At 63.9% G+C, this 25,959-nt stretch carries 30 protein-coding genes and 1 pseudogene; 6 read left to right on the forward strand and 25 right to left on the reverse strand.

The window, feature by feature from the left end:
- Nucleotides 1–32: 32 nt before the first annotated feature.
- The 4 genes from FJ986_RS11500 to FJ986_RS11515 form a co-directional block, all read right to left on the reverse strand.
- Nucleotides 33–914: a DMT family transporter gene (locus FJ986_RS11500; RefSeq protein ID WP_140657648.1), complete on the reverse strand. Its 882-nt coding sequence runs from the start codon at nt 912–914 to the stop codon at nt 33–35.
- A 129-nt stretch (nt 915–1,043) separates the two neighbouring features.
- Nucleotides 1,044–2,282, reverse strand: a complete 1,239-nt coding sequence (arsK, locus tag FJ986_RS11505; RefSeq protein WP_140674313.1) for an arsenite efflux MFS transporter ArsK — start codon at nt 2,280–2,282, stop codon at nt 1,044–1,046.
- Nucleotides 2,263–2,676 carry an arsenate reductase (glutaredoxin) gene (arsC, locus tag FJ986_RS11510; protein ID WP_140663670.1) on the reverse strand — a complete coding sequence of 138 codons (414 nt, stop codon included), beginning with the start codon at nt 2,674–2,676 and terminating at the stop codon, nt 2,263–2,265. The genes arsK and arsC overlap by 20 nt, the downstream gene beginning before the upstream one ends.
- Nucleotides 2,677–2,761: 85 nt before the next feature.
- Entirely contained in the window at nt 2,762–3,115 is a 354-nt protein-coding gene (locus tag FJ986_RS11515) for a metalloregulator ArsR/SmtB family transcription factor (RefSeq protein ID WP_140663668.1), read from the reverse strand.
- A gap of 42 nt (nt 3,116–3,157) precedes the next feature.
- Here FJ986_RS11515 and FJ986_RS11520 point away from each other — a divergent pair, with 42 nt between their 5' ends.
- Nucleotides 3,158–3,694 carry a DUF6428 family protein gene (locus tag FJ986_RS11520; RefSeq protein WP_140674476.1) on the forward strand — a complete coding sequence of 179 codons (537 nt, stop codon included), beginning with the start codon at nt 3,158–3,160 and terminating at the stop codon, nt 3,692–3,694.
- 167 nt (nt 3,695–3,861) lie between these two features.
- Here FJ986_RS11520 and FJ986_RS11525 read toward each other — a convergent pair whose 3' ends face one another.
- From FJ986_RS11525 to minC, 4 genes are all read right to left on the reverse strand, one after another.
- On the reverse strand, nt 3,862–5,328 hold the full coding sequence (locus FJ986_RS11525) for a hypothetical protein (RefSeq protein ID WP_140674314.1): 1,467 nt from the start codon (nt 5,326–5,328) through the stop codon (nt 3,862–3,864).
- Between the two features lie 339 nt (nt 5,329–5,667).
- The gene (minE, locus tag FJ986_RS11530) at nt 5,668–5,940 is read right to left on the reverse strand and encodes a cell division topological specificity factor MinE (RefSeq protein WP_140500137.1); all 273 of its coding nucleotides are present in this window, start codon (nt 5,938–5,940) and stop codon (nt 5,668–5,670) included.
- Nucleotides 5,937–6,752 (reverse strand): septum site-determining protein MinD, encoded by an 816-nt coding sequence (gene minD / locus FJ986_RS11535; RefSeq protein WP_140500139.1) that lies wholly within the window; start codon nt 6,750–6,752, stop codon nt 5,937–5,939. The genes minE and minD overlap by 4 nt, the downstream gene beginning before the upstream one ends.
- Nucleotides 6,753–6,925: 173 nt before the next feature.
- Nucleotides 6,926–7,759 (reverse strand): septum site-determining protein MinC, encoded by an 834-nt coding sequence (gene minC, locus FJ986_RS11540; protein WP_140657640.1) that lies wholly within the window; start codon nt 7,757–7,759, stop codon nt 6,926–6,928.
- A 337-nt stretch (nt 7,760–8,096) separates the two neighbouring features.
- On the opposite strand from minC, the gene FJ986_RS11545 reads away from it, so the two are divergent.
- Together FJ986_RS11545 and FJ986_RS11550 are read left to right on the forward strand one after the other, a co-directional pair.
- Entirely contained in the window at nt 8,097–9,086 is a 990-nt protein-coding gene (locus FJ986_RS11545) for a TAXI family TRAP transporter solute-binding subunit (RefSeq protein WP_140500143.1), read from the forward strand.
- An 85-nt stretch (nt 9,087–9,171) separates the two neighbouring features.
- On the forward strand, nt 9,172–11,229 hold the full coding sequence (locus FJ986_RS11550; protein ID WP_140674316.1) for a TRAP transporter permease: 2,058 nt from the start codon (nt 9,172–9,174) through the stop codon (nt 11,227–11,229).
- Nucleotides 11,230–11,418: 189 nt separating this feature from the next.
- Here the strand turns inward: FJ986_RS11550 and FJ986_RS11555 are convergent, their stop codons facing one another.
- The 15 genes and pseudogenes from FJ986_RS11555 to FJ986_RS11625 form a co-directional block, all read right to left on the reverse strand.
- Nucleotides 11,419–11,766, reverse strand: a complete 348-nt coding sequence (locus tag FJ986_RS11555; RefSeq protein ID WP_140500147.1) for a hypothetical protein — start codon at nt 11,764–11,766, stop codon at nt 11,419–11,421.
- 155 nt (nt 11,767–11,921) lie between these two features.
- Nucleotides 11,922–12,028: pseudogene (locus tag FJ986_RS30760) on the reverse strand (PRC-barrel domain containing protein); the annotation flags it as partial.
- Between the two features lie 165 nt (nt 12,029–12,193).
- On the reverse strand, nt 12,194–13,351 hold the full coding sequence (locus FJ986_RS11565; protein WP_140674317.1) for a sulfite oxidase: 1,158 nt from the start codon (nt 13,349–13,351) through the stop codon (nt 12,194–12,196).
- A 367-nt stretch (nt 13,352–13,718) separates the two neighbouring features.
- On the reverse strand, nt 13,719–13,868 hold the full coding sequence (locus FJ986_RS11570; RefSeq protein WP_127204769.1) for a hypothetical protein: 150 nt from the start codon (nt 13,866–13,868) through the stop codon (nt 13,719–13,721).
- Complete coding sequence (locus FJ986_RS11575; RefSeq protein ID WP_140674319.1) at nt 13,865–14,197, reverse strand: DUF2934 domain-containing protein; 333 nt, start codon at nt 14,195–14,197, stop codon at nt 13,865–13,867. The genes FJ986_RS11570 and FJ986_RS11575 overlap by 4 nt, the downstream gene beginning before the upstream one ends.
- Nucleotides 14,198–14,396: 199 nt before the next feature.
- Entirely contained in the window at nt 14,397–14,648 is a 252-nt protein-coding gene (locus tag FJ986_RS11580) for a hypothetical protein (RefSeq protein WP_140499001.1), read from the reverse strand.
- Between the two features lie 277 nt (nt 14,649–14,925).
- Nucleotides 14,926–15,522 (reverse strand): BA14K family protein, encoded by a 597-nt coding sequence (locus FJ986_RS11585; protein ID WP_140582474.1) that lies wholly within the window; start codon nt 15,520–15,522, stop codon nt 14,926–14,928.
- Nucleotides 15,523–15,634: 112 nt separating this feature from the next.
- The gene (locus FJ986_RS11590; RefSeq protein WP_140582477.1) at nt 15,635–16,156 is read right to left on the reverse strand and encodes a DoxX family protein; all 522 of its coding nucleotides are present in this window, start codon (nt 16,154–16,156) and stop codon (nt 15,635–15,637) included.
- A 198-nt stretch (nt 16,157–16,354) separates the two neighbouring features.
- Entirely contained in the window at nt 16,355–16,852 is a 498-nt protein-coding gene (locus FJ986_RS11595; protein WP_140674321.1) for a tetratricopeptide repeat protein, read from the reverse strand.
- 31 nt (nt 16,853–16,883) lie between these two features.
- A complete protein-coding gene (locus FJ986_RS11600) occupies nt 16,884–17,855 on the reverse strand; it encodes an MBL fold metallo-hydrolase (RefSeq protein WP_140674323.1) in 972 nt (323 codons plus the stop codon).
- Between the two features lie 107 nt (nt 17,856–17,962).
- Nucleotides 17,963–18,208 (reverse strand): DUF680 domain-containing protein, encoded by a 246-nt coding sequence (locus FJ986_RS11605; protein WP_140499012.1) that lies wholly within the window; start codon nt 18,206–18,208, stop codon nt 17,963–17,965.
- A gap of 283 nt (nt 18,209–18,491) precedes the next feature.
- Complete coding sequence (locus FJ986_RS11610; protein WP_140499015.1) at nt 18,492–18,797, reverse strand: hypothetical protein; 306 nt, start codon at nt 18,795–18,797, stop codon at nt 18,492–18,494.
- Between the two features lie 199 nt (nt 18,798–18,996).
- Complete coding sequence (locus FJ986_RS11615) at nt 18,997–19,959, reverse strand: AraC family transcriptional regulator (protein ID WP_140674325.1); 963 nt, start codon at nt 19,957–19,959, stop codon at nt 18,997–18,999.
- Nucleotides 19,960–20,287: 328 nt separating this feature from the next.
- Nucleotides 20,288–21,325: a helix-turn-helix domain-containing protein gene (locus FJ986_RS11620; protein WP_181181870.1), complete on the reverse strand. Its 1,038-nt coding sequence runs from the start codon at nt 21,323–21,325 to the stop codon at nt 20,288–20,290.
- Between the two features lie 124 nt (nt 21,326–21,449).
- Nucleotides 21,450–22,577: a KamA family radical SAM protein gene (locus FJ986_RS11625; protein ID WP_140499021.1), complete on the reverse strand. Its 1,128-nt coding sequence runs from the start codon at nt 22,575–22,577 to the stop codon at nt 21,450–21,452.
- A 126-nt stretch (nt 22,578–22,703) separates the two neighbouring features.
- On the opposite strand from FJ986_RS11625, the gene FJ986_RS11630 reads away from it, so the two are divergent.
- Nucleotides 22,704–23,057, forward strand: coding sequence for a hypothetical protein (locus tag FJ986_RS11630; protein WP_140674329.1), 354 nt, complete (start codon nt 22,704–22,706; stop codon nt 23,055–23,057).
- A 72-nt stretch (nt 23,058–23,129) separates the two neighbouring features.
- Nucleotides 23,130–23,675, forward strand: a complete 546-nt coding sequence (locus tag FJ986_RS11635; RefSeq protein WP_246681795.1) for a DUF1629 domain-containing protein — start codon at nt 23,130–23,132, stop codon at nt 23,673–23,675.
- Between the two features lie 24 nt (nt 23,676–23,699).
- Here the strand turns inward: FJ986_RS11635 and FJ986_RS11640 are convergent, their stop codons facing one another.
- Together FJ986_RS11640 and FJ986_RS11645 are read right to left on the reverse strand one after the other, a co-directional pair.
- The gene (locus tag FJ986_RS11640; RefSeq protein WP_140582489.1) at nt 23,700–24,431 is read right to left on the reverse strand and encodes an SDR family oxidoreductase; all 732 of its coding nucleotides are present in this window, start codon (nt 24,429–24,431) and stop codon (nt 23,700–23,702) included.
- Between the two features lie 32 nt (nt 24,432–24,463).
- The gene (locus tag FJ986_RS11645) at nt 24,464–24,949 is read right to left on the reverse strand and encodes a VOC family protein (RefSeq protein ID WP_140582491.1); all 486 of its coding nucleotides are present in this window, start codon (nt 24,947–24,949) and stop codon (nt 24,464–24,466) included.
- Between the two features lie 111 nt (nt 24,950–25,060).
- Here FJ986_RS11645 and gcvA point away from each other — a divergent pair, with 111 nt between their 5' ends.
- Entirely contained in the window at nt 25,061–25,945 is an 885-nt protein-coding gene (gcvA, locus tag FJ986_RS11650) for a transcriptional regulator GcvA (protein WP_140499030.1), read from the forward strand.
- Nucleotides 25,946–25,959 lie beyond the last annotated feature (14 nt).

Genomic DNA, 25,959 nt, shown 5'->3' on the forward strand with positions numbered 1-25,959 from the left:
CTTTGCAGCACGAACCTGCACGCTGATCCGCCCTACTCCGGCGACGGCACCGGCGGCTTCGAGGTCAGTGCGGTGCCGGCGGCCGCGACGATGACGGCGGCGATGCCGGCCAGTTGCGGCGCGGTCAGGCTCTCATGCAGGAACAGGAAGCCGGCCAGCGCGCCGAGCCCTGGCTCCAGGCAGGTCAGCGTGCCGTAGATGCGGGCCGGCATCCGGGTCAGCGCCACCATCTCCAGAAAGAACGGCAGCGCGCTCGAGAACAGGCCGACGAGCAAGGCACTGACCAGGATCGACGGCGCGAGCAGGCCCGCTCCCGCCTGCGCCACGCCGAAAGGCAGCACCAGCACGGCGGCAATCGCCATGCCGTAGGCGGTGGTGCGGGTGCCGAGCTCGGCGCCCGCCTTCTGCGCCAGCACGATGTAGAGCGCCCAGAAACCGCCGGCCGCCAGCGCCAGCATCACCCCAATCGGATCGAGCGGCTGGAGCGAACGGATGAAGGGTGACAACAGCACGATGCCGGCGACCGCCAACGCGATCCAGGCAAAGTCGCCCGCCCGCCGCGAGGTCAGCGTCGCCACCAGCAGCGGTCCTGAAAATTCCAGCGCCACCGCAACGCCGAGCGGAATCGTGGCGAGCGCGGCGTAGAACAGGAGATTGAGCGCGCACAGCGTCACGCCATAGGCGACCAGCCACGGCATGGTGGCGCGCGAAGGCCGCATCTGCCAGGGCCGCAGCACGGCGATCAGCATCAGCGCGCCGACGACCAGCCTCAGCGTCGTCGTGCCCTGCGCGCCGATCACCGGAAACAGGCTCTTGGCGAAAGTAGCGCCGATCTGGATCGACACCATGGCCCCCAACAGCGCCATCACGGGCAAAGGCGCCGCTTCACGACCGACAACCGGCGTCGATGTCACTTGATCCCGTCCTCCGTGCGCCATCAGGCAAACGCTGCGTCATGGGAGATAGGGCGAACCGGCCCGTCCGTCGTGAGGCAGGACCGGCATCTCGATGGGGCAAGAAAGGGCCGGACGAGCCGGCCGCCCTCAGACGCGGCCGTTGCGCGCGTTCGGCAGTCTCATGATCGACGTCAGGACCAGCAGCGCGGCACCGCCCAGAAATGCCATCGCCGCCAGCGACAAGGCAATGCCGACATGGACGATGGCGAAGGCCAGCGCAAAGGGCGCAACGGCGGAAACGAGCAGCCGGGCCGATGTGACGCGCCCCTGCAGCCGGCCATAGTCCACACTGCCGAACAATGTCAGCGGCAGGGCGCCGATGACGATGCTGAAAAGCCCGTTGCCCATGCCGAAGACGACGGCGAAAACCATCGCGCCTGCGACGGAAGGCGCCGTGCAGTTCAGCACGACGACCCCGCTCGTCATCAGGCCGGCCGAGATGATGGCCAGCGTCAATGGCGGCAGGTTGATACCGAAGATCATGTTGATGAAGCGGCTCAACACTTGTGACGGCCCGAACAGCGTTCCGACAATGGCGGCGGTCGCCCCGAGGCCAAGTCCGGAAAGCAGCGGCACCATATGCACCAGGACAGCGGCGCCAAGCAGGTTCTGCAGCGAGAAGGCGATGACCATCAACGCGAAGCCGAGCGGCCGCGCCGAGGCCGGAAGCGATCCCTGGACATGCCGTGGCGGCTCGGTCGCCGAGCGCCTGCTCTTGGCCAGGCCGTGCGAGAGCCAGGCGTGCAGCGGCAGGCAGACGAGCAGGTTCAGCCCCGCGAAGACGAGATAGACGGTTCGCCATGACATCTGCGCGTGCAGGGCCGAGGTGATCGGCCAGAACACGGTCGATGCGAAGCCGGCGATGAGGGTGAGATAGGTGATGCTGCGTTGCGCTGCACGCGGCCTTATCTGCACAAGGAGCGCGAAAGCGGCGCCGTACTGGACCAGGTTCGATGCCACTTCCAGCACGATCAGCGCCGCCACGAAGGCCCCGGCCGCCGGCGCGTAGGCACAGGCGGCGAGCGCAGCCGCGGCAAGGATCGAGCCGACGGTCATGATCTTGCCGGCGCCGAAGCGGTCGATCCAGTTTCCGAGCCAGGGCGCCGTCAGCCCGCCAACCAGCAGAGCCGCCGAGAGCGCGCCGAAAATCCATTCGGTCGGCCAGCCCAGATCCCTGGCCATATCGGCGGCGAGAATGCTGAAACTGTAGTACAGCGTGCCGTAGCCGATGATCTGGGTGACGCCGAGGGCGGCAATGGCGGCCAGCGGCGAGCGCTCCGGGACTTCGAGATCGGAAAGGCTTCGATCACGTGATACCACGGTCATGGTTCACTACCTCGCCATCTTCCTTGGTGAAGCGGACCACCGGATGGTCGAGCAGATCGAGCACGAGCTCGGACGGACGGCACAGCCGCGTCCCCTTGGGCGTCTCGACGATCGGCCGGTTGATCAGGATCGGATGCCTCAGCATGGCGTCGATCAGCTGTTCATCGGTCCATTTGGCGTCACCCAGGCCGAGTTCGGCATAGGGCGTACCCTTTTCGCGCAGCAGGGCGCGCGCCGGAATTCCCATGGCGGCGACAAGCTGGCGCAAGCGGTCCCGGCTGGGCGGATGTTTCAGATACTCGATGATGTCAGGCTTCTCGCCGCTCGCCTGGATCATGGCAAGCGTGTTGCGCGAGGTGCCGCAGTCGGGATTGTGGTAGATCGTAGCGGTCATGGCTTGGCCTCGACGGCAAGAGGTTGGATTTCGGATTGCTGATGCGGCGCGGTCGGGACGATCGCCCGGGCTGTCGGCGCGACGATCACTGAACCGGTCCCTTCACATCGGCGGCGCAGCAGTCTGGAGCCAACGCCGAAGCGCGGATCTCCAGCCGGCCGGAGCAGCAATCCTCCATCAGGAAACGGATGAGGCCGCTCAACGTGTCATATTCGGCGCTGTAGACCATGGAGCGCGAATCGCGCCGCACGCTGATCAGCCCTGCCCGCTCGAGCTCCTTCAGGTGGAAGCTCACATTCGAGGCCGAGACCTCGACTTTTTCGGCGATGGCGCCCGCGGCAATCCCGTCGGGACCGGCGATCACCAGATGCCGCAGGATGCGCAGGCGCGTTTCTTGCGAAAGAGCCGCAAAGGCGGAAAGGGCTTGACGTTCATCCATATTTCAACAATCCTAAAAACGTTGAAACAAGGATTACCGCACATGCTCGTTTCTGACAATCGGGAATTTGAACCCGCTGACGTCGTTGATCCCGACGACATCACCATCGCTGGCCTGCTGGAGTTTCTCGCGGGCTACAAGGACCGGCCGCTGGTGTTCTTGTACGACGGCCGGCCGGTGCGGCCTGGCTACCACGTCACCGAAGTGAAAGCCGGCCAGTTCGCTGCGCTGGACTGCGGTGCAAACCCGGAATCCTGGGCCGAGATCTTCGTGCAGCTCTGGGACGTCGAGGAGGACCGCACGCATATGCCGGCCGGGAAATTCTCGGCGATCATCCGCAAGGTGACAGAGCATGTCGGGCTCGAGCATTCCGCCAAGCTCACTTTCGAAGTCAGCGACGGCGTGCGCCCGATGCAGCTCTACCGCGCCGCGCTCCCCCGGCTCGCGGGTGATGCGGTGCATGTCGAGCTTTCGCCGCGGCCGGCAAGCTGCAAGCCGCGCGACCGCTGGCTGGAGGAGGAGAGGAAAGCCAAGGCCTGCTGCGGACCTTCGGCCGGACCCCAACCTTGCTGCGGCTAACGCGTCGCAGCCGAGCAGATGGGTTGGCGCCGTCTTGACGGCCAAGACAGCCTTCCGCTCGCTCAGTTCAGAGATTTGCGCCGCGGCGGCGGCGTGCGATCGCGTTGAGGCAGCGGGCGCGGAACGCTGCCCCGCAGCGGGACCTGCGGCCATGCCGGCGAAATGAGCTACGGCGTGGCGCGGAGGTTCCTGCGGATGCGCCGCCTGCCCGTTCCACGGGCTTTCTCCGCCACAACGGCGGCGATGTCGACCACGTCGGCCTCGCGCGATCTGCCGTTGGTGGCCTTGTGAAGCCGCTCGTAAGGCAGCAATTCCTTGATCCGCGCATTGAGCGACGCGATTTCAGCTTTGAGGTCCTCGCATTCCTGCCTCTGGACATCCAGCTGTATCTGTTCCGATGCTTGTTGCAGCGCAAGCTGCGAAAGATTGGCGTTCGCTTTCGAAAGGCTCGTCTTGTCGTTTTCGTTCTCGTCGGTGAGCGAGGACAACCTTTGATCGGCGATTTTCTTTTCGGCCAGCGTGTCGTTCAAGTCGGTCTTGAGCCTGGCGATCTCGGCTGTGGCCTCGCTGTTCTCGTGCGAGGCCCGCTCCAGCCGTGATTGCAGGTCCTGGATCTCGGAACGCAATCCGCGCATTTCCGTCTGGCTGCGGGCGAGTTCAGCTTGCCTGTCGCCTTCCATCATGCTGGCCGCTTCGGTCATTTCCGACAGCTTCGCCTGCGCGGTCTCGAGTGACTTCTGGAGCCGCATCTCCTCCTTCTCGCTCTTGCCGAGCGCGGTCAGCAGTTCGGCAAGCCGCGCTGCTTCGCTGGCATGGATCGTCGAGAGCTCGTCGAGCCTGTGCCGCGTCTGGGTTTCCCGCTTCAGCGCCTTGTCGAGCTCGATCGACAGGCTGACATGTTTTTCCCGCAGCATCTTGCTCTCGCGCAGGCGCCTGTTGGCCTCGACCGCCCTGGCCGTCAGCCGCTTGGCGATGTCGCCGAACTCCGCGTCGCGTTTTGCGCTCGCATTGGCCGTCTCGGCAAGTTCCAGCCTGGCCGCTGCGAGCGCTGCGCGAAGCGCCTCCCTGTCCTGGACCAGGCTTGTCTCGCGCTGTTGCAGCAATTCGCAGGCGCTTTCACGCTCGCGCAGCTTTCTTGCCGTGTCGTGCAGCTTTTCCGACAGCGTTCTTTGTTCCGCGACCAGGTCGCCATTTGCGAGCTCCAGCTCGTTGGCGCGAAGAATATCGGTGTGGAGGATGTTGAGGAATTCGCGCGTCAAATGGTGTGAGGTAGCGATCTCCGACAATTTGCCGTTGATCTCGTCCAGATAATCCCTGGCGTCGTGGAACATCCCTTCGAAGGCACTCAGCGCCGCCATCCGGGTCTGGGTATGGGGCGTCAGTCGTGGCGTGGTTTCGGTGGCGTCGGCGTTGCCCGCGCCGTCCGGATTATCCGCGCCATCCGCATCTGCCGCATTGGCCTCAGGTGCCGAGGCCTCGGCTCCTGGCGCGGAATCTGGGATATAGCCGCTGTCCGGCGGCGCGTCGTATTCGGTATCGAGGCTGGCATCCAGAGCGTCCGCCAGATCGGCCTGCAGCTCCTGGAGTGCATCATCTACGTCTTCGGCACGCTTGATCAGACCCTTGAAATTCATAACGAATGCCCTTTACGCATACCCAATTCAGTATTCAATAATTGGCTAATATGTATGCTTACATCCACTGATTGCGCAGGGGAAGCCCCCCATTAGGGGGAGCGTAAAGTTGGACATTTGGGGTTGCAATGCGGCGGGCAACCAATGCCACGGCCGTCTTTTTGCAGAATTGACGCACCCGATTTCTGGGTGGAATCTGAATGCGGGAAATCCTGGCTCCTACTTCCCTCGTGGAAGGTAGGACTGAGGGCGCTGGCGCTGGAGGATGCTCGTCCTGTAGCGCCGCGCCAACTCCGCCCGCTGCTTGCAGCGACCCTCCCCACAAGGGGAGGGTAAAAGTCAGCCCGCCATGGCCAGCGGCACGGCGCTTTTGTTGGGGATCTGGATGTCGATTTCCAGCGTCGACATGGTCTCGCCGCGGTCCATCGAGATTTGCAGATAGTCCTGGTCGATCTGCACGTGCTTGGCGATGACGGCCATGATCTCCTCGCGCAGCACGGAGACGAGATCGGGCTGGCCACGGCTGCGCCGTTCGTAGGCGAGCAGCACCTGCAGCCGCTCACGCGCCACGGGCGCGCTGGAGCGCCGCTTGAAGAGGTCGAGAATGTTCATGCCGCCCTCCTTCCGAGCAGCCTGTCGAGGAAGCCCTTGCGCTCGAAGGGAACCACGACCGGCAGGTCTTCGCCTTCCAGCCGCCGCGCCGCTTCGATATAGGCTTTGGCGGCGGCGTTCAGCGGATCGCTCAGCGTCACCGGCGAACCGAGGTTGGAGGCCCTGAGCACATCCTGGCTCTCCGGTATGATGCCGAGCAGCGGCACCGACAGGATTTCCAGCACGTCGTCGATGGACAGCATCTCCCCGCGAGCCGCGCGGCCGGCATCGTAACGCGTCACCAGCACGTGCTTGGCGATCTGCTCGCCCTGTTCGGCGCGCATGGTGCGGGCGTCGAGCAGGCCGATGATGCGGTCGGAATCGCGCACCGACGACACTTCCGGATTGGTGACGATGACCGCCTCGTCGGCGAAGCGCATGGCGAGCTGCGCGCCGCGTTCGATGCCGGCCGGGCTGTCGCAGAACACATAGTCGAACACCGAGCGCAGCTTCTCGATCACCTCGCCGACGCCTTCTTCGGTCAGCGCGTCCTTGTCGCGCGTCTGCGAGGCCGGCAGCAGGAACAGCGTGTCGACGCGCTTGTCGCGGATCAGCGCCTGCGACAGCTTGGCCGTGCCCTGGATGACATTGACGAGGTCGAACACCACGCGCCGTTCGGCGCCCATGATCAGGTCGAGATTGCGCAGGCCGACGTCGAAATCGACCAGCGCCACTTTCTTGCCGGTCCTGGCGACCGCGGCCCCCAATGCGGCCGTCGAGGTCGTCTTGCCGACACCTCCCTTGCCTGAGGTGACCACCACTACCTTGCCCATGAAAAAAGCCTCCGTCGCCTGATGTTGTCGTTTGTTATCGCTCCGTGCGTCGCACGGCTATTGTTGGAACCTGCCATCATCCCACGCGAAACCGGTCCCAACCTTGCGGACCTGAGCGTCCTGTTCGCGATCGAGCAAGACGAGAACTGGTTCGGCGTTTTCATCCCGGCGCCCTAGTTCAGCGGCACGACGCGCAGCACGCCGTCTTCGAGGAAGGCCTGCACCGGCTTGCCGCGCGAGGCGCCTTCCATGTCCTCCGCCGTGGTGTACCAGCCGTCGATGGCGAGCAGTTCGGCCTCGTTCCTGCGGCAGAAGATGCGCGCCGAAATATTGCCTTCCGAGCCAGCGATGGCGCGGCCGCGCAGCGTGCCGTAGACATGGATCGAGCCCGCCGCGATGATCTCGGAACCGGAAGCGACCGATCCAAGCACGATGACATCCCCATGCGGATGAAAGATCGACTGGCCCGAGCGGAGGGGCGACTTGACCATCAGCGTTCCGGCCGACACCGGCTCCGCCGCGCCGGCTTGCTGTTCTGCCTTGGCCGCCTTGACCTTTCCAGCCTCGGCCTTGCCCTCGTCGGGCTCGCCCGTCTCCTTGCCGCGTTCCGAAGACACCGCTTCCGTTTTGGGGGCCTCCTCCGCCACGCCTGCCTTGCCGCGGCCGGGCTGCGCCAGCAGGCCATCTGAAGTGGCCTCCTTGGCGCCGGCCAGCAGCGGCGGCAGCTCGGGCCCGAGCGAGGCCCCTTCGAGCTCGATGGCATAGACCCGGATGCCACGCGTGCCGAGCGAAGCGACCAGCGCCGCGATCTCGTCGGCCGCAGGCTTCAGCGCATTGAGATCGAGCACCACCGGCCGCCCTGAGAAATAGCCCGGCGAATTGCCGATCCAATGATCCAGCCCCTCCAACCAAGCACCGATCGGCGCCTCCGGCGTCAGCGTGAAAGCGACGAACGAACGGGCGCGAAAGCGAATGGATTTGGTCTCCAGGGGAGCGGCAAAGGTCACGGCTGGCGAATCCTTACTCAATGGTTAAAGGGTGCCGGCCGAATGGTTAACAAACGGTTAATAAAGACGGCTGGCACCTTGGAAGCCGCCAGAAATTGGAGGGTCGGCTAACCGCCAGTTGCGGATGCCGGCTGACAACACGCGGAATGTGTTGATAGCGCCGCGTCAGCAAGCGGATTGCCGCCGTTCAATCGACAAGCTAGATCTCAAAATGCGCCATGACGGCAACAGCGGGGGAGCCACCGCCAGCGACGACCGATCCTCTCCGAAAGGCGCGCGCAGGTTGACAATCCTTGGGTTGATGCAACATCCTGCCGATCTTTGACCGGGAGGTAGTATGACTGTTTCGATCAACCGTCGCGTCTTTTCCGTCGGCGCGGGCACTTTGGCGCTGGCCGCGGCAGGGTTTTCGCCGGCGCGCGCGCAGCAGGCTTTTTTCCGTATCGGCACCGGCGGCACGTCCGGCACCTACTATCCGGTGGGCGGGCTGATCGCCAACGCGATCTCGGCGACGGGGCCGGCCGGCGTCGAGGGCCTGGTTGCCAGCGCCACGTCCTCCAACGGTTCGGTGGCCAACATCAGCGCCATCCAGTCGGGCGCTTCCGAATCGGGCTTCACGCAATCCGATGTCGCCTACTGGGCGCATTCGGGCACCGGCCTCTACGAGGGCAAGCCCAAGGTAGAGGATCTGCGCCTCATTGCGACGCTCTATCCTGAAACCATCCATCTGGTCGCGCGCGCCGACGCCGGCATCAAGACGGTGGCGGATCTGAAGGGCAAGCGCGTCTCCCTCGACGAGCCGGGTTCCGGCACCATCGTTGATGCGCGCCTGGTGCTCGGCGCCTACGGTCTAACGGAGAAGGACGTAAAGCCCGAATATCTCAAGCCCGGCCCGGCCGGCGAGCGCCTGCAAGACGGCGCCATGGACGCCTATTTCTTCGTTGGCGGCTATCCGACCGGTGCCATCGTCGAGCTTGCCAGCACCAACAACATCACGCTGGTGCCGATCACCGGCCCCGAGGCCGACAAGCTCCTGTCCGAACAGAAGTTCTTCTCGACCGACATCGTGCCCGCGGGCACCTACAAGAATGTCGGCGAGACCAAGACCATTTCGGTCGCCGCGCAATGGGTGACCAGCGCCAAGCAGACCGATGACCTCATCTACAAGATCGTCAAGTCGCTCTACAGCGACGAGACCCAGAAGGCGCTGCAGGCTGGTCATGCCAAGGGCAAGCTGATCACGCTCCAGAACGCGGTCACCAGCGCCGGCATTCCGTTCCATCCGGGCGCGGAGAAATTCTACAAGGAAGTCGGCGCCCTGAAATAAGAGGCCATCAACAGACTGGCGACAACGAGGCGGAAGGCGTGCTTTCCGCCTCGTTTGTCTGGGGATTCAGGATACGGAACCGACTATGAGCGACGACGACAAAATCAGGCTTTCCGGCATGGAGTTCGACGAGGAAAAGGCTCGCGAACTGGAGGAGAAATTCGACTCCGAGATCCGGTTCCGGCCGCTGACCCGGGCCGCCGGCTGGCTGGTCGGCTTCCTCCTGGTGGCCTTGTCGCTGTTTCACTATTACACGGCTGGATTCGGCTTGCTGCAGGAGATGCTGCACCGGGGCATCCACCTGTCGATGGTGCTGTCGCTGATCTTCCTCGTCTTCCCTCTGGTGAAGAAGGGCTACGACCAGCCCGCCCAATCCAGCTTTCTGCGGCCGCTCGGCATACCGGTTTTCGACTGGCTGCTGGCGCTTGCCGCGGTGATAGCGGTCCTGCACGTGCCGATGATCCCGCTCGACGATCTTGCCTTCCGCGTCGGCAACCCCACGACGACGGACGTGGTGCTCGGGCTGACCCTCATTCTGCTCCTGCTGGAAGCGACGCGCCGGTCCGTCGGCATCCCGCTGCCCATCATCGCCATCCTCTTCATGGCTTATGCGCTGTTCGGCCCCTATATGCCGAGCATCCTGGTGCATCCCGGCGCGTCCGTCTCCCAGCTCGTCGACCACCTCTACCTGACGACGCAAGGCATCTACGGCATCGCGCTCGGCGTCGTCGCCACCTACGTTTTCCACTTCGTCCTGTTTGGCGTCTTCGCCACCCGCATCGGTCTCGGCCAGCTCTTTCTCGACTGCGCGGCATGGGTCGCCGGCCGCTACGCCGGTGGTCCGGCCAAGGTATCGATCTTCGGCTCGGCCCTGTTTGGCATGATCTCTGGCTCGTCGGTCGCCAACACCGTCACCGTCGGCTCGCTTACCATCCCGGCGATGATCCGGCTCGGCTACAAGAAGCATTTCGCCGCCGCGGTGGAGGCGGCTTCCTCCACCGGCGGGCAGGTGACGCCGCCGATCATGGGAGCCGCCGCCTTCCTGATGATCGAGTTCCTCGAACTGCCCTACACGACCATCATCCTGGCAGCGATAGTGCCGGCCTTCATGCACTTCTTCGGCGTGTTCATGCAGGTGCATTTCGAGGCCAAGCGCACCGGCTTGCGCGGCCTGCGGCCGGACGAGATGCCCGACGTGGTCGAGGCATTGAAACGGGACTGGCCGACCATCATCCCTCTCGTCGTCCTGATCGGCGTGCTTCTTGCGGGTTATACGCCTTACATGGCTGCCTTCTGGGGCATTACCCTGTGCATCCTGGTCGGCCTGTTTAACCCGCGCCGGCGCATGTCTGTCGCCGACATCGTGGTGTGCCTGCGCGACGGCGCCAAGTATGCGCTCGCCGTCGGCGCTGCCGCCGCCACGGTCGGCATCGTCGTCGGCGTCGTCACCCTGACCGGCGTCGGCTTCAAGCTGTCCTACATCGTCACTTCGACGGCAGGCCATCTGTCGCTGCTGTTCGGCACCTTTATCCCCGAGGCGATCTTCTCGATGCACGGGCTGACCCTTTTGTTCACGCTGATCATGACCGGCGTGGTTTGCATCCTGATGGGTTGCGGCATCCCGACGACGGCGAACTACATCATCATGGTGACGATTGCCGCGCCGGCGCTGGTGATGCTCGGCACCGAGCCGATCGTCGCCCACTTCTTCGTCTTCTATTATGGCCTGCTGGCTGACATCACGCCGCCGGTTGCGCTGGCTGCCTACGCTGCCGCCGGCATGGCGGGAGCTGATCCATTCAAGACCGGCAACACTGCCTTTCGGCTCGGGCTCGGCAAGGCGCTGGTGCCCTTTGTCTTTGTCTTCTCGCCGTCGCTTCTGCTGGTGACGAAAGATTTCACCTGGCCGAACTTCTTCCTGGCTTTCTTTGGCTGCGTGCTCGGCATCACCTGCCTGGGGGCCGCCCTCTCGCGCTACCTGCTCGTGCGCACCCGGCCATGGGAAAACGTGTTGCTGGTCTTGGCCGCCCTGCTTCTGGTGGCGCCCGAACTCTATTCGTCCCTACTCGGCCTGGTTCTGACCATTCCCGTCATCTGGCGCCATTGGAGCGCGCGCAACGTCGAAGAGGCGCGACCAGCTTGATCAGCGCCGCCCCAACGATCCCTCCCCGAGAACTCAAAGGGGCCGGAAACGTTTTGGGGACTTCAGGAAGTCAGCGTGCTCTCAACCTGAATCTGACGCGAACCGCCAGGATCGGTTCCGCGGGGGAAAAGTTCCCCGAGAGCTGACAGACAGCCTTCGACATCAGAAAGCGACAGCCGGAGTTTCAAGTCATTGAGGGTCAGTGACGAAAGGCATGATGTCCACGCCGTCTCCCGGGAAAACGGTGAAATGCGGATGGCTTTCGAACAGGCGGGCGGCGGCATCGATTGTATCGGCCTCGACGACAATGTAGCCGCAGAAAGGGTTCACGGCGTCTGCGACCCCATCCTTGGTAACGCGCGTCGTCCTCCCGACCATGCCGCCGCGATCGGGGAAAGATGCGGCATTTCTCTCCTCCCAGTCCGTCCACTGCTGTAGGCCGACGCTATCAATCGCATCTTGCTCGGGCTTGGGCAGGCTGCGAAAGCGGGCAAGGTCTTCAGGCTTCATGGTGTAGACGGCAAGAAAGCGGGGCATGTGACGGTCTTCGCGCTGACAGAACCGATGCCAGCCTAGACTCTCGGTTGGCCGAAGTCACTAAGCACTACCACCCTCAGGCACGGCGAATTGCCCTTGTCCGGCACTTTCGGATCATCTCACTCTCCTTTCGAAAAGGGCCACGGTCGGGCCCTTCAGTCGCGGTGCTCCGGCACTCCTTTCAGCTGGTCCTTAGTCCATTGGGTCACGGCGTGGCGCCGTCCTCGTCGCGCATGAAGTCGAGCTCGGTGACGGCCACCGGGCTCGGCGAAGGGCGAGGAACGCCAGCCGTTCAAGTTTGCGATGGAGTCGTCATCGCATCGTCTCTGGCCAGCTTCAGGCCGGCGCCTGGTCGGATGTGGGTGACCCCATGCCAAAGACATGGGGGCACATCGCTCTCAGACAGTTTGATACGACTGCCCGCCAGTCAGTGAATGTTGATACGTCGCGTCACCTGACCGTTGCTTTCCCAATAGGTATGCTTCTTGGCAATAATGGGATCGTCCATTGCGGGTTGGACCTGCCCTCCGGTATCAACCGCGCGCGAGGTGACGGCGTGCTCTCCGGCGGAAGGCTTGGGCCAGTCGACGGACCATAGTTTCCAGGCAAAGTCCGCCTTGTCGGTTTCGTCGATTGCCGCCGGCATCCATGGCCCGTCATCGATCTTCACCTCGACCCGGTCGACCGGTGCGCCCCAGGCGGCCCCGACGATCCGGTAGTCATCGCCGATATGAGTGACCCGGGCCGGTGCCGATTTCAGCCTCGCCCGCCCGACCGAAGTTTCCACCCATACTGTCTCGCCGTTGTGGTCTTCCTCGCGCAGCGTGACATAATCGCGTCCCATGAACCGGTTCTCGAAGCGCTGATCGTTCACGTCTATGCGCTTGATCCATTTGACGTTCGCGATCCCGTACCATCCCGGCGCAATCAGCCGCAGCGGGAAGCCGTTGTCAGAAGGCAAGGGGGACCCATTCATCTCGTAGCAAAGGATGTTTTTGGGATCCATGGCGTCGGCAAGTGACATGCTGCGCGCAAAATTCTGCGTGAACTTGACGTCGTCGGCCCGCTTGATTTCCCCTTTATCGGTGCCCCAGAAGACGACCTCGATACCAGTGTCGAGGACTCCGGCCTCCTTGAGGATCGGCGCGAGCGGCGTGCCCGCCCAGCGCGCATTGCCAATGCCGCCATTGAAAAACGGCAGACCGGTATTGCCCGAACATTCGACCGTGAAGGTGACTTCCTGGCGCGGTCGAGCCTTGATGTCGGCGAGCGTCAGGGTTGTCGGCTTTTTAACGGAGCCGCCGATTTCGAGTTTCCAGGTGCTTTCGTCGATCACCGGCCGGTCGAAATGCGCGATTGAAAAGAACTTGTCGTTGGGCGTCACCCAGGAATCGAGATCCTCCCACACCAGCTGATTTTTGATGACTTCCGGAACCGGGTTCGGCGGCAGCTGATCCAACCATTTGATGACTTCCTCGCCGGCCCGGCTTGGAAAGGCAGAGGCAATCCGCGATTGAAAGGACGCCAACGCTGCGAGGGCTGCCCCGCCTTGAACGATGAATTCACGTCTGGGAAGGTAATGCATGACGACTTCTCCTCCAGTGAAAAGCTCAGTTCTCCTTCAGTGATAGATGCAATAGCGACCGGGATCGCGCAAAGCAGAGGCCGGCCGCGGCGGGCAATTATGAGAGCGTGTGAAACAACCCGAGTTAGAAGCGCGCCGTAGTTAAAGCGACGTCTCCGCTCTCAACCGCCAGCTTGTCAGGTCCGAGCCGGCGACCTTCAACTATATGCCCTATCTGTCCTCGTGGCGAGGGCAAGGGCCGCATCTTCGCATCACGATTGGCATCTGCCTCGTGTTCCAAAAATCCAATGCAGCCTACAATTGGTGGGTCGGATTTTGTGAGCGGCAGGGACAACGCCGAGAATAAAGGACCAACGAGTCGATTTCCTCAATGGCGCTTGAAATACTGCACCTCGCGCTCATGCTTCTCCGCCGCCTCGCGGCTATCGAAAGTCCCCAGGTTCCGTCGCTTGCCCGTCTTCTCATCCTTCTTGCGCGAATAGAGCCGGTATTTTCCGTCCTTGAGTTTGCGGATCATTTGGCCTCTTCCTGACCGGGATTTCGCCGCCGCTTGCCCTTCAGCCCGAGTGCTGCCTGTTCGATCGCGGCGCGGTCGTTGCCCAGCCTGTCGATCAGGTCCTGTGCCTGCTTGCCTGATATGCCGGTGCGCATGGCCAATTCCTCGACCGTAAGCACGTCGGTGCTGGCGATCTCGCGCGGCGGCGCGTTGCCTGCCGTCATCGACAGCTCCCTGTCGATCTCTGCCTCGGCCCGGTGCCAGTGCTGCTCGGGGTCGCCGCCGCCTTCGCGCTCCCAGATCCGATAGGCGCGCTCCTGGATTTTCCCATGCCGTTGGTCGTCGCCCATTTCTCAAATCCTCCATTGGGTAGCATCTGAACGCCGCCCGCCTCCGAACGATCCAAAGAATTTGCGTGATCGCCGGGCTGGGTCGTTGGAGATTGGGATGGTACGAGGCGCGCCGGGCAGAGCCGGTCATGGCGCGAAATGATCCAGGCGGCGGGTCCGCCCGCCGCCTGGATGCCGGCCATGGCGGCCGGCTTTGTTGTCAGCGTCCCCAGATGCCCTGACCATAGCCCTGTGCAGGCATGTCGGAGTTCGAGTTTGCCCCCATTGCGCTGTCAGCGATGCTGTTTGTGACGCTCGGGACAGCCGTCTTGGCGCCGCCCGACATCATCGCATGTGTGGTTGGATAGCTGCTTGCGGCAGGGATGAAGTCGGAGCCAAAGTGGTCGCTGCCAGCAAAAGCCATGCCGGAGGCGAACAACAACGAGGCAACGGTCAATACGATCTTCTTCATTTCGGTTTCCATCTTTTGAAGTTGACATTTGGCCCCAACGCGCCGCCCGCCCGCGTTCATGGGACCGTGTTTGTTGTTTCAGGCGAAACCGGCCAACCGCGATCCCACTGGATCTTGCAGTGACAGGTCGTTCAGCGCACGACCGTCTCGGTCCGTTGTTGCGCTGTTGGCGGCTTGATAGGGGCGTGGTGTTTGTGCGGGCGTGGTAGGCGGCGTGGTAAAAACCCTTGCCGGAGTGGAATTTTGCGTGGAATGCAGCCGGAAAGCGCAGCGCCCGCTATTGGCATTGCCGCCTCGGCCCGCCGGAATAGGGCTGGTAGCTGTTGTCTTCCGGACGGTAGGAGCGGTAGCGGCTGAAGCAGGAGGCGACATGGTCATCATCGCCAGCGGCGGCATAGGCGCCCGGCCCAGTGCCGTTGTCCTCGACGTAGCTGGCCTCGGCGGCGGGTGGCGCGGCACGGTCGGCGTCGAGATAGGGCGAGATGCAGGGGCGCTGCTGCCCGCTATAGGACATGTAGCTGTTGTCCTGCGGCCGGTAGGAGCGGTAGCGGCTCGCGCACCAGGCGACATGCGGCTGCGGCAGTTCGGCCGTGGCGGGCGCGATGGCGCCGGTGGCGGTGGGGTCGGTATCCCCGGCCTGGCGCTTGGGCTCGATATTGGCGGGCGCGGGCTGCTCGGCCGGCAGGCGATCGAGATTCTGCGCCGTTCTGTCCACCGGCTGCGCCGTTTTGGTCCAAAGCTCCGCCATACTGACGGTGGCCGGTGCCTGGCGCGGTGGGTTCGCGGTGATTAGCCAGACGGCGAAGGCTAGACCGCTACCGAACACCGCAAGGGTCAAAACGAAACCGCAGACCAGTCCCAACAATGCTTTCACGCCGCGCTCCTTGAGCCCCTGCTAAAGCAATGCGGGGGGGTCAAGGCTGGTTCCAGCAAAGCGCGGGAAATAGGCGCGGCGCTCCGCTGGGCGAATGCGAAGGCGGCGCCGTTCAAACCAGCTGCTTCACGTCCACTGGCAATTGGTTCTCCGCTGTGGGTAACGCGGCCGGCATGTCCTCGCCGCGCTGGCGCTGCCGCAGATGGAGCGCCAACAGCCGGTCCAGCGAGACCCTGCCGGCGCCCGCAACGGCCAGCACGAACATGCCGCCCGATATCGCCAGGTCCTTTTCGAAATGCAGCAGTTCGTTCTGGCTGCCGAAATTGGTGTGGAACAGCATGGCCGTTGCCAAACAGAACAGGCCGAGCGCGATGGCGCCAAGCCGCGTCAGCAGGCCTGACGCGAGGGAGAGCCCTGCGCCCAGTTGCAACGCGACGGTGGCGACAAACAGCGGCAGGTTGACACCAAGCGCTGCCATGGCCCTGGCGGCGGCATTGAAATGGGCGGCCAGCGTGGCGCCCTCATGCAAAAAGATGAGAGACAGAAGCAGGCGGCCGGCAAGCAGGCCCACGTCCCCGAGGTGGTATTTAGCGGCAAGACCCTGCAGCTTCGCGGAGCGTTCGGTCAATGTCATGGTCAGCCTCCGATCTTTTTGGCACGGGCAGGCGCCAAGCGCCTGATGTTGAAAAGGCCGGAGCCGGCGCGAGGGAGAGGATGCCGGCTCCGGCAAAGCGCGCCAGCCACGAGCGCCCAGCCGTGGTGGACGAAGGGGCGAGCTCGGGGCCAACGCCCCCTTCCGTCTCGGCTTCGCCGTGGAGGGGGAGGAAAGGTCTTACTTCGTCACCCTGGTGTCGATGGCCTGCCGCAGGTCGGAAAGCTCGTCGCACCCGGCCGGGCACAGCTTCTCCAGGGAGGCCAGCTGCTCCTTGGCCTTGTCCATATCGCCGGTCTCGACATAGAGCTCGCCCAGATATTCGCGGGCGGCCTTGTGGTCGGGCTTCAGCTCCAGCGCCTTGGTGTAGTAGGTGAGCGCGGTCTTGAAGTCGCCGGTCTTGCGCAGCGTGAAGCCGAGCAGGTTGTAGACGTCCGCCTGCTGCGTGTCCTGCGCCAGATCGCGCAGCTCAGCCAATGCGCCGGAATAGTCCTTGGCATCGATCTTGGCCTTGATGCCGGTGAGATCCGGCGCGTCGGCGCCTTCTATGTCGTCGACCGCATAGGCCGGCATGATTGTCGCGACCGGAAGCACCGTGAGCACGGCAATGGCGCCGAGCAGGCCGAACAGGGCATGTCTGCCCGACAGGGCGTTTCTGCTCAAAAGGGATCGTTTCATTGTCTTTCTCGCTTGCGTTGGAAGCTCGTGCTCAGATCTGGACCGGAGTAAATCCGTACGCCTTGCCGTCCTTGACGAAGGTGCCGGTGCCCGGGAACGGGAAGTGCGACCCGGAAATGCGGATATTGTCCGATATCACCCGGTCGATGATCTTGTGGCGCGTGGCGATTGCCGTCGGTCCGTCCTGGTCGTAAGCGCCCTGCCACTCCGGATGCGGCGCCAGCAGCGCCGGCACATACATGGTGTCGGCCGAGATCATGATCTGCTCCTTGCCGGAGTTGGCCAGGTAGACAGAATGGCCTGGTGTGTGGCCGGGCGCGGCGATGATCTGGATGCCGGGCGTGACCTCGGCGCCGTCCTCGACCAGCTTCCAGTTCTTCCATTTCGGAAAGTTCTCGGCGATGCGCTTGCCCGCCGGCTTGCGTCCCTCGGGCAGCTTGGCCAGCCGGCTCGGGTCGATCCACCATTTGTATTCGATGGCGTTGACGATGAGCTCGGCATTGGGGAACACCGGCGCGTTGGTGCCCTTTTCCATCAGGCCCCAGACATGGTCGGGGTGGAAATGCGAGATCATGACGGTGTCGATCGCCTTGTAGTCGATGCCCGCCGCGGCCATGTTGGCCGGCAGATGCGTGGCATTGGCCTGCCACTGGCCGACACCCGAGCCGGCATCCATCATGATCAGCCTACCGCCCATCTTGAGCACGACGACAGTGAGCGGGATGGGCATGAAGTCGGTGGTCAGCCCCGCTTTGGCGAGTGCTGCCTTGGTGTCCTCGACTGAGACATCCTTGATGAAGGCCGGATCGTGCGGCTTGCGCCAGATGCCGTCATAGATGGCGGTGATCTCGATATCGCCTACCTTGTATCTGTAGAAGCCGACGGTGGGCTCGACCGGAGCTTGCGCGAAGGCCGGACGGATGAATTCAAGCTTGCCGGCAAGGCCGAAGGCGGCAGCAGCGGCGGCGGTGCCAAGCACTGTGCGGCGTGTCATGGTGAACATGGTGATCTCCTGTTCGAGGTGGTGGCTAAAGTCGCGAATGGCCAAAGTCCTGGAAGGAGTGACGAAGAGAGGCCGGTACCCGTCGGGAGCCGGCCCGGCCCATGAATTCAGCGACCCCAGAGGCTGTCGTTGTTGTGCCTGGTGATGATGTCCTGCACCGACCCCTGGCTCGGCCCCGTCTTTATCTTGGTGTCGGCGCCATTGGGGCGTGCGGTGTAGGCGATCGAGCCGGTGGCATTGGTGTCGACCGGAGCGACCGGCTGGTTGGCGTTGTTGGCGCCATGATCGCTGCCGGCGAAGGCAGCGCTCGAGGCAAGCATCATGGCAGCCACGCTGAGAGCGAGCTTGGTCATTTTGGCTAGGTCCTTGTTTCGTTTCCTCGGCGCGGGCCGTCAGATTGGCCCGCTACAGTGAAGACCCTGCAGCCCCGCGCTTTATTCCCGGGCGCGATGAGATTCTTTTGAAGGAGAAAAATCAGGGGCTCGGCGGCCAGGACTGAAGTCCTCGCCCACGAATATTAGCGAGAGGAACCAGGCTGGGAATGCCGCCGCGTTCCGGCACGCCGACCGCGTGCACGCACGAAAGGCGCCGGCGCAGCGCGCCGGCGCCTCTGATGATACGCCGAGTCCGTTCTGGTTACGGACAGGTCTTCTTGCCGCAGACCGCGATGCAGATCGCCGGGTTCGAACAGGTGTAGGTTTTTCTCGAGCTGGTCCCGGACGAAGACCCGCTGCTGGAAGCGGCGATCTGCCCGGACGCGCCTTTGGACAGGTCCAGCGCCTTCATGTCGGGATCGCGCGCGGCGATCTTGCCGCATGTTTCGCTGCCGCAGACCGCCCTGCAGATTGCCGGATTCATGCATTTGTAGGCCGCGAAGACCTCGGTCGGAAGAATTGCGCAGAAAACCGTAATGCCCAGTATCAAGCTTCTCGCCGCACGCATTTTTATCTCCAGGGCCAGCTTTCCGATGTCACGGAGGCCTGGCCGCTCGCCCCCGCTCCCGCGCATGCCGTTGCACCCGCGTCCGCCGGCGCGACCATGCCCGCACCGGGGATAAAGGCGTATCGCACTGGCGGCACAGGCAAGTGGCACTGACGGAACAGGTGACCGGGTTTGCCATGCGTGAGCGGCCGCATGCGTCTCACGGCGCGCGGCCGGCGCGCACCTCCGATGGGGTCATGCCATAGCGGGACCGGAACTGCCGGTAGAAGGTCGAGGGTTCGACCAGCCCCGCCTCGAAAGCGAGGTCGGCGATCGGCCTTGCTGAAAAAAGCGGGCTGGCGAGCTGCCGGTGGACCCGCTCCAGCCGTCTTTGCATGACATAGTCGGAAAACCCCTGCCCCTCTTCGGCGAAAAGGCGCCTGATGTAGCGCGGGCTGAGCCCCAGCCCCCGGCCCGCCGTCTCTGCCGAGAGGCGCGCTCGGTGCAGGTTCTCCTCGATATAACGCTTGATGGCATGCATGCGGGCGGTACGAACGCCGCGGCCGGCGACCACCTGGTCAACCTCGCGGTTGGCGCCGACCGCCGCGGCGAACAGATCGGCAATGTGCTGGGCGGCCAGCGGCGCCAGACCGGGGCCGATCGCCCCACCCGCCACCGCCTCGACATAGGCCAGCAGAAGCCGCGCTTCAGGCGTGCCGGGATTGATGGCATCCGGCCTGAGATCGCCGACATGGCGAAGGAGAGGAGTGAGCGTCGATCGGGCAAATCGCGCGCAGATCGTCCAATCGCCGTTCTGCGCCCTCGCTCGCCAGCTCCGGTCCATCGGCATGATGCAGGGCGCACCGGGCGAGGTCTCAACCGCCTCGTGCCGTGCCGTATCGAAACGCCACCCGCCCGCGATCCAGGACACCACCAGGTCGTCATTGGCGTCCTGCTGGAGCGCGGTCGTGCGTTCCCAAGCCATGGGCGCGACCTGCCCGTGGGCCACGCTCACCCCTGGCAGGATGGTGGTGGAGGCGCTTAGCCGCAACTCGCCGCGTTCAAGCGGCGCAAGGTCCAGCCGCATGCAGATGCGGCCATAGAACTCGCGCACGGCAGCTTCGCGCTCTCGGGCCGCGATCGCGTCCGTGGACAGAACTATGATGGTGTCCTGGTCGGCCACCTGCGTTCGATCCCCGCTCAGAACCTCACGGGGTGCCGCCGATGGCGGGCGCCGTTTGCTGCCTCTCCGCTCTAGACAGTGCCATGAACCCCTCCAGTGCCCTCGACGTGGTGTGAGCCCTTCGGCCGCTTTTCGCGCGGGCTGCGGCAGAATTTCAAGACCTATGTGAGGGCTCCGCGCAAATGTGGCATGAGGCGCAGGGAATGTGGCCGCTGGTGCAACCGATCGGGGAAATCGCCTCGGAAAGCACGGGAAGGCTCTTCACATGCCTGCTGATCGGACACCGCTTGTCCATTGATTCATTTGTCTTTCGGCTGGCACGCCGCCTCTATCGCAGTTCGCGGATCCAGTGCCACATGGTGCGGTTCTCGCCATGGCCGAGGGACTGGCTGCGCCCCTGGGCGGCATGGGCCCGCATCTCCCGCGGGGTCATGTCGAAGGAGCGGCGGAAGGCGCGCACGAAGCTCTTGCGGTGACCGAAACCATAGCGACCGGCGATCTCGGCAATGCTTTCGTGCCGGCGGCCGGGATCGGCGAGCTCGGCGCGGCAGCGGCGCAGCCTCTCCTCCTGGATATATCTGGAAAGACCGCCATGAGGCTCGAAGAGGTAATAGAGCTTGCGCATGGAAATGCCGAACATGGCGGCGATGGCCTCGGCGGTGAGATGCCGGCTGCGGATATGCGCGTCGATGTGGCTACGGATCTCGCTGGTCAGCGCCAGGTGGACCGAGGCGGCGTTTTCCTCCGCCACGGCCGAATTCACGGCTGCGGCGGCGAGTTCCAGCGTCGGCCCGATCACCGCCTCGGCGTCCTGACGGCTCATTGCGGGCGCGGCCCCGTAGAGGCCCACAAGATGCCCACGCAACAGCGCCGCCAACGGCGCGTTGCCGGAAATGACGCGCATATTGTGCTCGTCCGGCGCCTTCAAGAATGGCGCCAGCAGGCGGCGCGGCATGGTCAGGTTGAGGCTGTCGAAATCGGACGTACCCGTCGACTGGGCCTGTGCCAGGTCGGCCACGATCAGGTCCCCCGACGAGGCCTTTTCATCCGACGCGCCATCGCGCCGTCCATGGCTTCCGCGCAGGCAGACCTGCACAGTGATGTGATCGAGGCCGTCGCGGCTGATCCGGGCGCGCGAGCGGTCGAAGCTTTGCGCGATGCATCCATACGAGGTGAGGACGATCTCGCCGAAGTGAAAGGCATCGGCGTGGAAATGAAACCGGTCATCGCCGGCGTTGCGCAGGCGAACGTCGTAGAGCAGGCCGATATTCTCCTGCCACAACGCAAGGGCTTGCCTAGGCGCCAGGCCTGCCGTGTCCAGCACGCAGTGCTGAACCCCGGTGTCGACGAATTGCCGTTGGGACACAACGCCTTGACTGCTGCCTGCCGCTGCCACCGCCCATGCTCCGCAACCGCGAACCGCTCACAATATGCATTTATGCCGGGGCGCGACAACGCCTGATCGCACGGACGCCGCCGGGAATGTGGACTCAGAGCTGGCTCACCACTTCTGTATATTCCCTCACCTTTCCATCCTGCCCACGAATGCGCCAGTTGCCGCCGTCGCGGTCTTCCACGTAACCCGGCCCGATCGGCACCTTGCCGCCACCGTCGGGCAGGTCGAGCACGTAGATGGGATTGCAGATGCCGGACAGGCGCGCGCGCAGCGCGGCCACCAGCGCCTGGCCTTCGGCGATCGTGGTGCGGCGGTGCGCCATGCCGCGCGCGAGGTCGCCATGGTGGAGGTAGTAGGGCTTTACCCCCAGGCGGTACATCAGCTCGCGGCAGAGTTCTTCCTGCACCTCGACAGTGTCGTTGACGCCCTTGAGCAGGACGCTCTGGTTGAGCAGCACGAAACCCGCCTGCCGCAAGCCGCGGCAGGCCGCCTCGGTCGCATCGGTGATCTCGCGCGGATGGTTGAAATGGGTGACGACCGTGATCATCAGCCGGCCTTGCAAGGCAGTGATCAGCCCTGGCGTGATGCGCGAAGGCAGCGCGACCGGCACGCGGGTGTGGATGCGCATCAGCCGCACATGCGCGATCGCCTCGATGCGGGCGCGGATTTCGCTGAGCGCCTTGTCGGGCAGCGAGAGCGGGTCGCCGCCAGTCAGGATCACCTCGCGGATCTCGGGGTGGGAAGCGATATAGGCGAGCGCCGGCTCCAGGGCTTCGCGCGTATAGCCACGTCCGATCGAGGTCAGGGACTCCTTGCGGAAGCAGAAGCGGCAATAGACCGCGCATTGATAGGTGGGAAACAGCAGCACCCGGTCGGCATGGCGATGCGTCAGCCTGGGCACCGGACTGAAGGCGTGGTCGCCGATCGGGTCGTCGAGCTCGCCTTCGCCGGTCACCAGCTCGTCGGGAGACGGGATGACCTGCGCCCGGATAGGATCGGCGGGGTCTTCCCAGTCGATCAGGTCGAGATAGGATTTGGGGATGCGCACCTTGTGACCGGAGGCTGCTTCCTGGGCCGCCGCGCGTTCGCCCGGCGACAGCGGCAGCACGGCCAGGTCGCGCACATGGCGCACGCCGGCGCGGATGTCGTCCTGCCAGGCGGCGTCGGCATCGGAAACGGGCTCAGCTTCGGCCGTCGTCTCATCGTGGAGCTGTGTGGTCATGGGGTTCTCGAGGTTTTTAGCGGACCTATCGGCCGGATGGCCTGCCGGGTCAACCGCCTTGCGCCGGCCTTCCCCGTGTAGCAAGGAGGGTCTGTGCTCTCGAAAATGCCGCGGAGAAGACCCGGGATGAAACTTGTGGTGTTGGTGGTGCTAGCCACGGTGGCAACTGGATGTGTGAGCTCTCCGGTGGATTATGGGGCCTCGCTTTCGACGCAAGACCCGAAATGGATATCGCCGGAATGCCAACAGGCCCGGGTCGAGGCCTCGAACTATGATGCGCGTGAAAAAGAGCATCCCGGTTGGGGGACCGGTGTCTTCCTTGGCCCTTACGGATTGGGTCTCGCGGCAGCCATCAAGGAGCACGAGCAAAAGGAGCGCAAGATATTCGCCCGCAGGATACATTTGCAGTGCTCGAGTTTGCCGCTGCCGAACGAACTCGCGGGCGAGCCGGGCCCCCCGGCCACGACAAAATATCCATAGATGATATGCTTTGATGCTTCTGAAGGCAGGCCAGCGTTTGATGGGATCGCAGAAGCGGAAGCAGGACTGAACTTGGGAACGCCGCCCATGACGACCATTTACGAATTCGCGGTTGTCGAGGGCCAGGAATGGGTGCTTCCGGTCGACGAGGCCTACTACGAGGTCTTCTTCTCCCTTGACGGAACACCCCTCGAGAACCGGGACCCACCGGTCATGCGCCGCGTGTCGGAGGGCGACCCCCTCTATTCGGACTTCCCTTGGCTTGGCGAGCATGCGCCGCTTTTGCGCAAGCCTGCCGTCGACGCGCTGAAGGCATATCTGCTGCCCTATGGCCAGTTGATCCCGTTGCGCGGGGAAGAGGTCTGGCTTTTCAACGTGACCACCGTGATCGATGCGCTGGACGAGGAGCGGTCTGGAATCGTCTATTTTGATGACGGCGCCATTCTCGCGATCGAGCGATACGAATTCGATGCGGACAAGATCGGCACCGCCGAAATTTTCAAGCTGCCGATGCGCGCGTCCCCGGTGTTCGTCAACGACGCATTAGTCAATCGCGTGCGCGACGCCGGACTGCGGACGGTATCGTTCAAACCCAGGTGGCGTCGCATCGAAGCGTGACGTTTGACGACCCTGCGATGCCAACTAGATCAGGTTCTGTCCGCCATCGATGCGGATCGTCTCGCCGGTCGTGAATTCGCTTTCCATGAGGTAGAGATAGGCAGGGGCGACGTCGGCGGGCGTAGCGACCTTTCTCGCGGGCAGGCGGGCGGCTATGCCGGCGAAAAAACCGGATTTGGCCTCACCGACGAGTTCGTCCCACATCGGCGTGTCGACCCATCCCGGCGACACGATATTGACGCGCGTCGGGGCCAGCTCCAGCGCCAGCGCCCGGGCGAAATAGCTGAATGAACCGGCGATCGCGGAAACAACCGAGCCTCCGGGAACCGGCGGGCGGTCCTTGTTGATGCCTGATGTAAAGGTCATCGACCCTCCGGCTTTCAGCGTGCGCACGCCATGTTTGGCGAGCATCACGGCGCCGATCAGCTTGTTGTCGACGAAGCGCCGCACGTAGTCCATGTCGGTCTGGCCGATCGGGTCGTTGGGCGGCGGCGTGCCGGCCGTCGAGACGAGGTGGTCGAAGGCACCGGTTTCGTCGAACATCCGGGCAATGTCCGCTTCCTTCGTCATATCAGCCGAAAGGCTTCGCACGCGACCGCCTGGGCCGAGCGCCCGTTCCGCGGCCTTGAGCTTTTCGCCCGAGCGGCCGACGATCACCAGCTCCGCGCCGCGCTCCAGCGCGGCTGCCGCTACGCCGAGCCCTATGCCGGAACTGCCTCCGACGACAATAATTCTCTTGCCTTTGAGCGATGCCATGGGAACCTCCGTCTTCAGGATGGACTGCTGGATTACGCCTTGCCGGCGTGGGCCGCCTCAATGTCGGCGACAATGATCTTGCTCATCTTGTACGTCGCCTGCCGCGCCCGCCCCGCCTTGTCGCGGTCCGGGTCGTTCATCAGGCGCAGCGCCGCTTCGGGGATCACCTGCCAGTAGACGCCGAATTTGTCCCTCAGCCAGCCGCAAGGCTTTTCAGCGCCGCCGCCCGCCGTCAGCGCGTTCCAGTAATAATCTGTCTCGGCCTGGTCCTTGGTCTCGATGTAGAGCGAGATCCGCTCATTGAACGGCGGCATCGAGCCGGCATTGAGCGCGGTGAAGCGCTGGCCCTCGAGCTCGAAGTCGAAGATCGCGTGCGGCACCGTTTTATTCGTGCCGCCGACGAAATCGGTGAATTCGATCGCCTCAAGCGCCCGGCCATTCTTGAACACAGACAGATAGAAGTCGCGCGCCTCTTCGGCGTTGAGATTGAACCAGAGGAAGGGGTGAACGGTAGCCATGCTGCTCTCGTGACGTTTGATCACAAATCCTGCGAGCATTCTGTCCAGCATGCGCTGGACAGACAATCCAAACTTTGGCAAGGATTTGTGATCAAATCTCACAGATTGGCCATGATCCGCAGACTTCCCCCACTCAACGCGCTGCCGGCCTTCGAGGCCGCCGCGCGGCATTTGAATTTCTCCAGGGCAGCCGACGAGCTCAACGTCACGCACGGCGCCGTCAGCCGGGCGATCAAGCACCTTGAGGAACAGCTCGGCGTGCTTTTGTTCGAGCGCGCGACGCGCTCGGTGCGCCTCACCGCCGTGGGCGAGCCCTATGCGAGGGCGGTCCACGAGATGCTCGACCAGCTCGCGGCCGCCACCCAATCGGCGACGGCCGCCCATTCGGGCTCGACATTGAACGTCTCCACCTCCGACGGCTTCGCGGGAAAATGGCTGGTGCCGCGGCTCTATCGCTTTCATCGCGCGCATGGCGACATCGACGTCAGGATTTCGACGACGGGCAGGTTGACCAATTTCCTTGGCGACGGCATCGACGTCGCCATCCGCTATGGCGCCGGAAACTATCCGGGTCTCACATCGGAATTCCTCACTGGCGAGGAGGTGTTTCCAGTGTGTAGCCCGAGGCTCATGCAGGGCGCCTGGCCGCTGGAGAAGCCCGACGATCTCAGGCACCACACGCTGATCCATGATGGTTTCCCGATCGGCTGGGCGGCCTGGCTGTCCAGCGCGGGAGTGGAAGGCGTGGATCCGCGGAGCGGGATTACCTTCGATTCCGCCACTTTCGCCGTCGAATCGGCCGTGCAAGGTGAAGGCGTGGTACTTGGCCGGACCATGCTCGTGGCGGCCGACCTCGCCACCGGAAGGCTTGTCCGCCCTTTCGGCCACGCGCTGAAATCGGTTTCCAGCTTCTACCTGGTCTACCCTCCGGACGCGGTCCGCCGGCGCAAGGTGAAGGCTTTTCGCGATTGGCTCTTTTCGGAAATGACGGCGTAGCGTTCCACGGCCGC

Origin of the sequence: Mesorhizobium sp. B1-1-1, assembly GCF_006442955.1 — a bacterium.
Classification (GTDB): domain Bacteria; phylum Pseudomonadota; class Alphaproteobacteria; order Rhizobiales; family Rhizobiaceae; genus Mesorhizobium.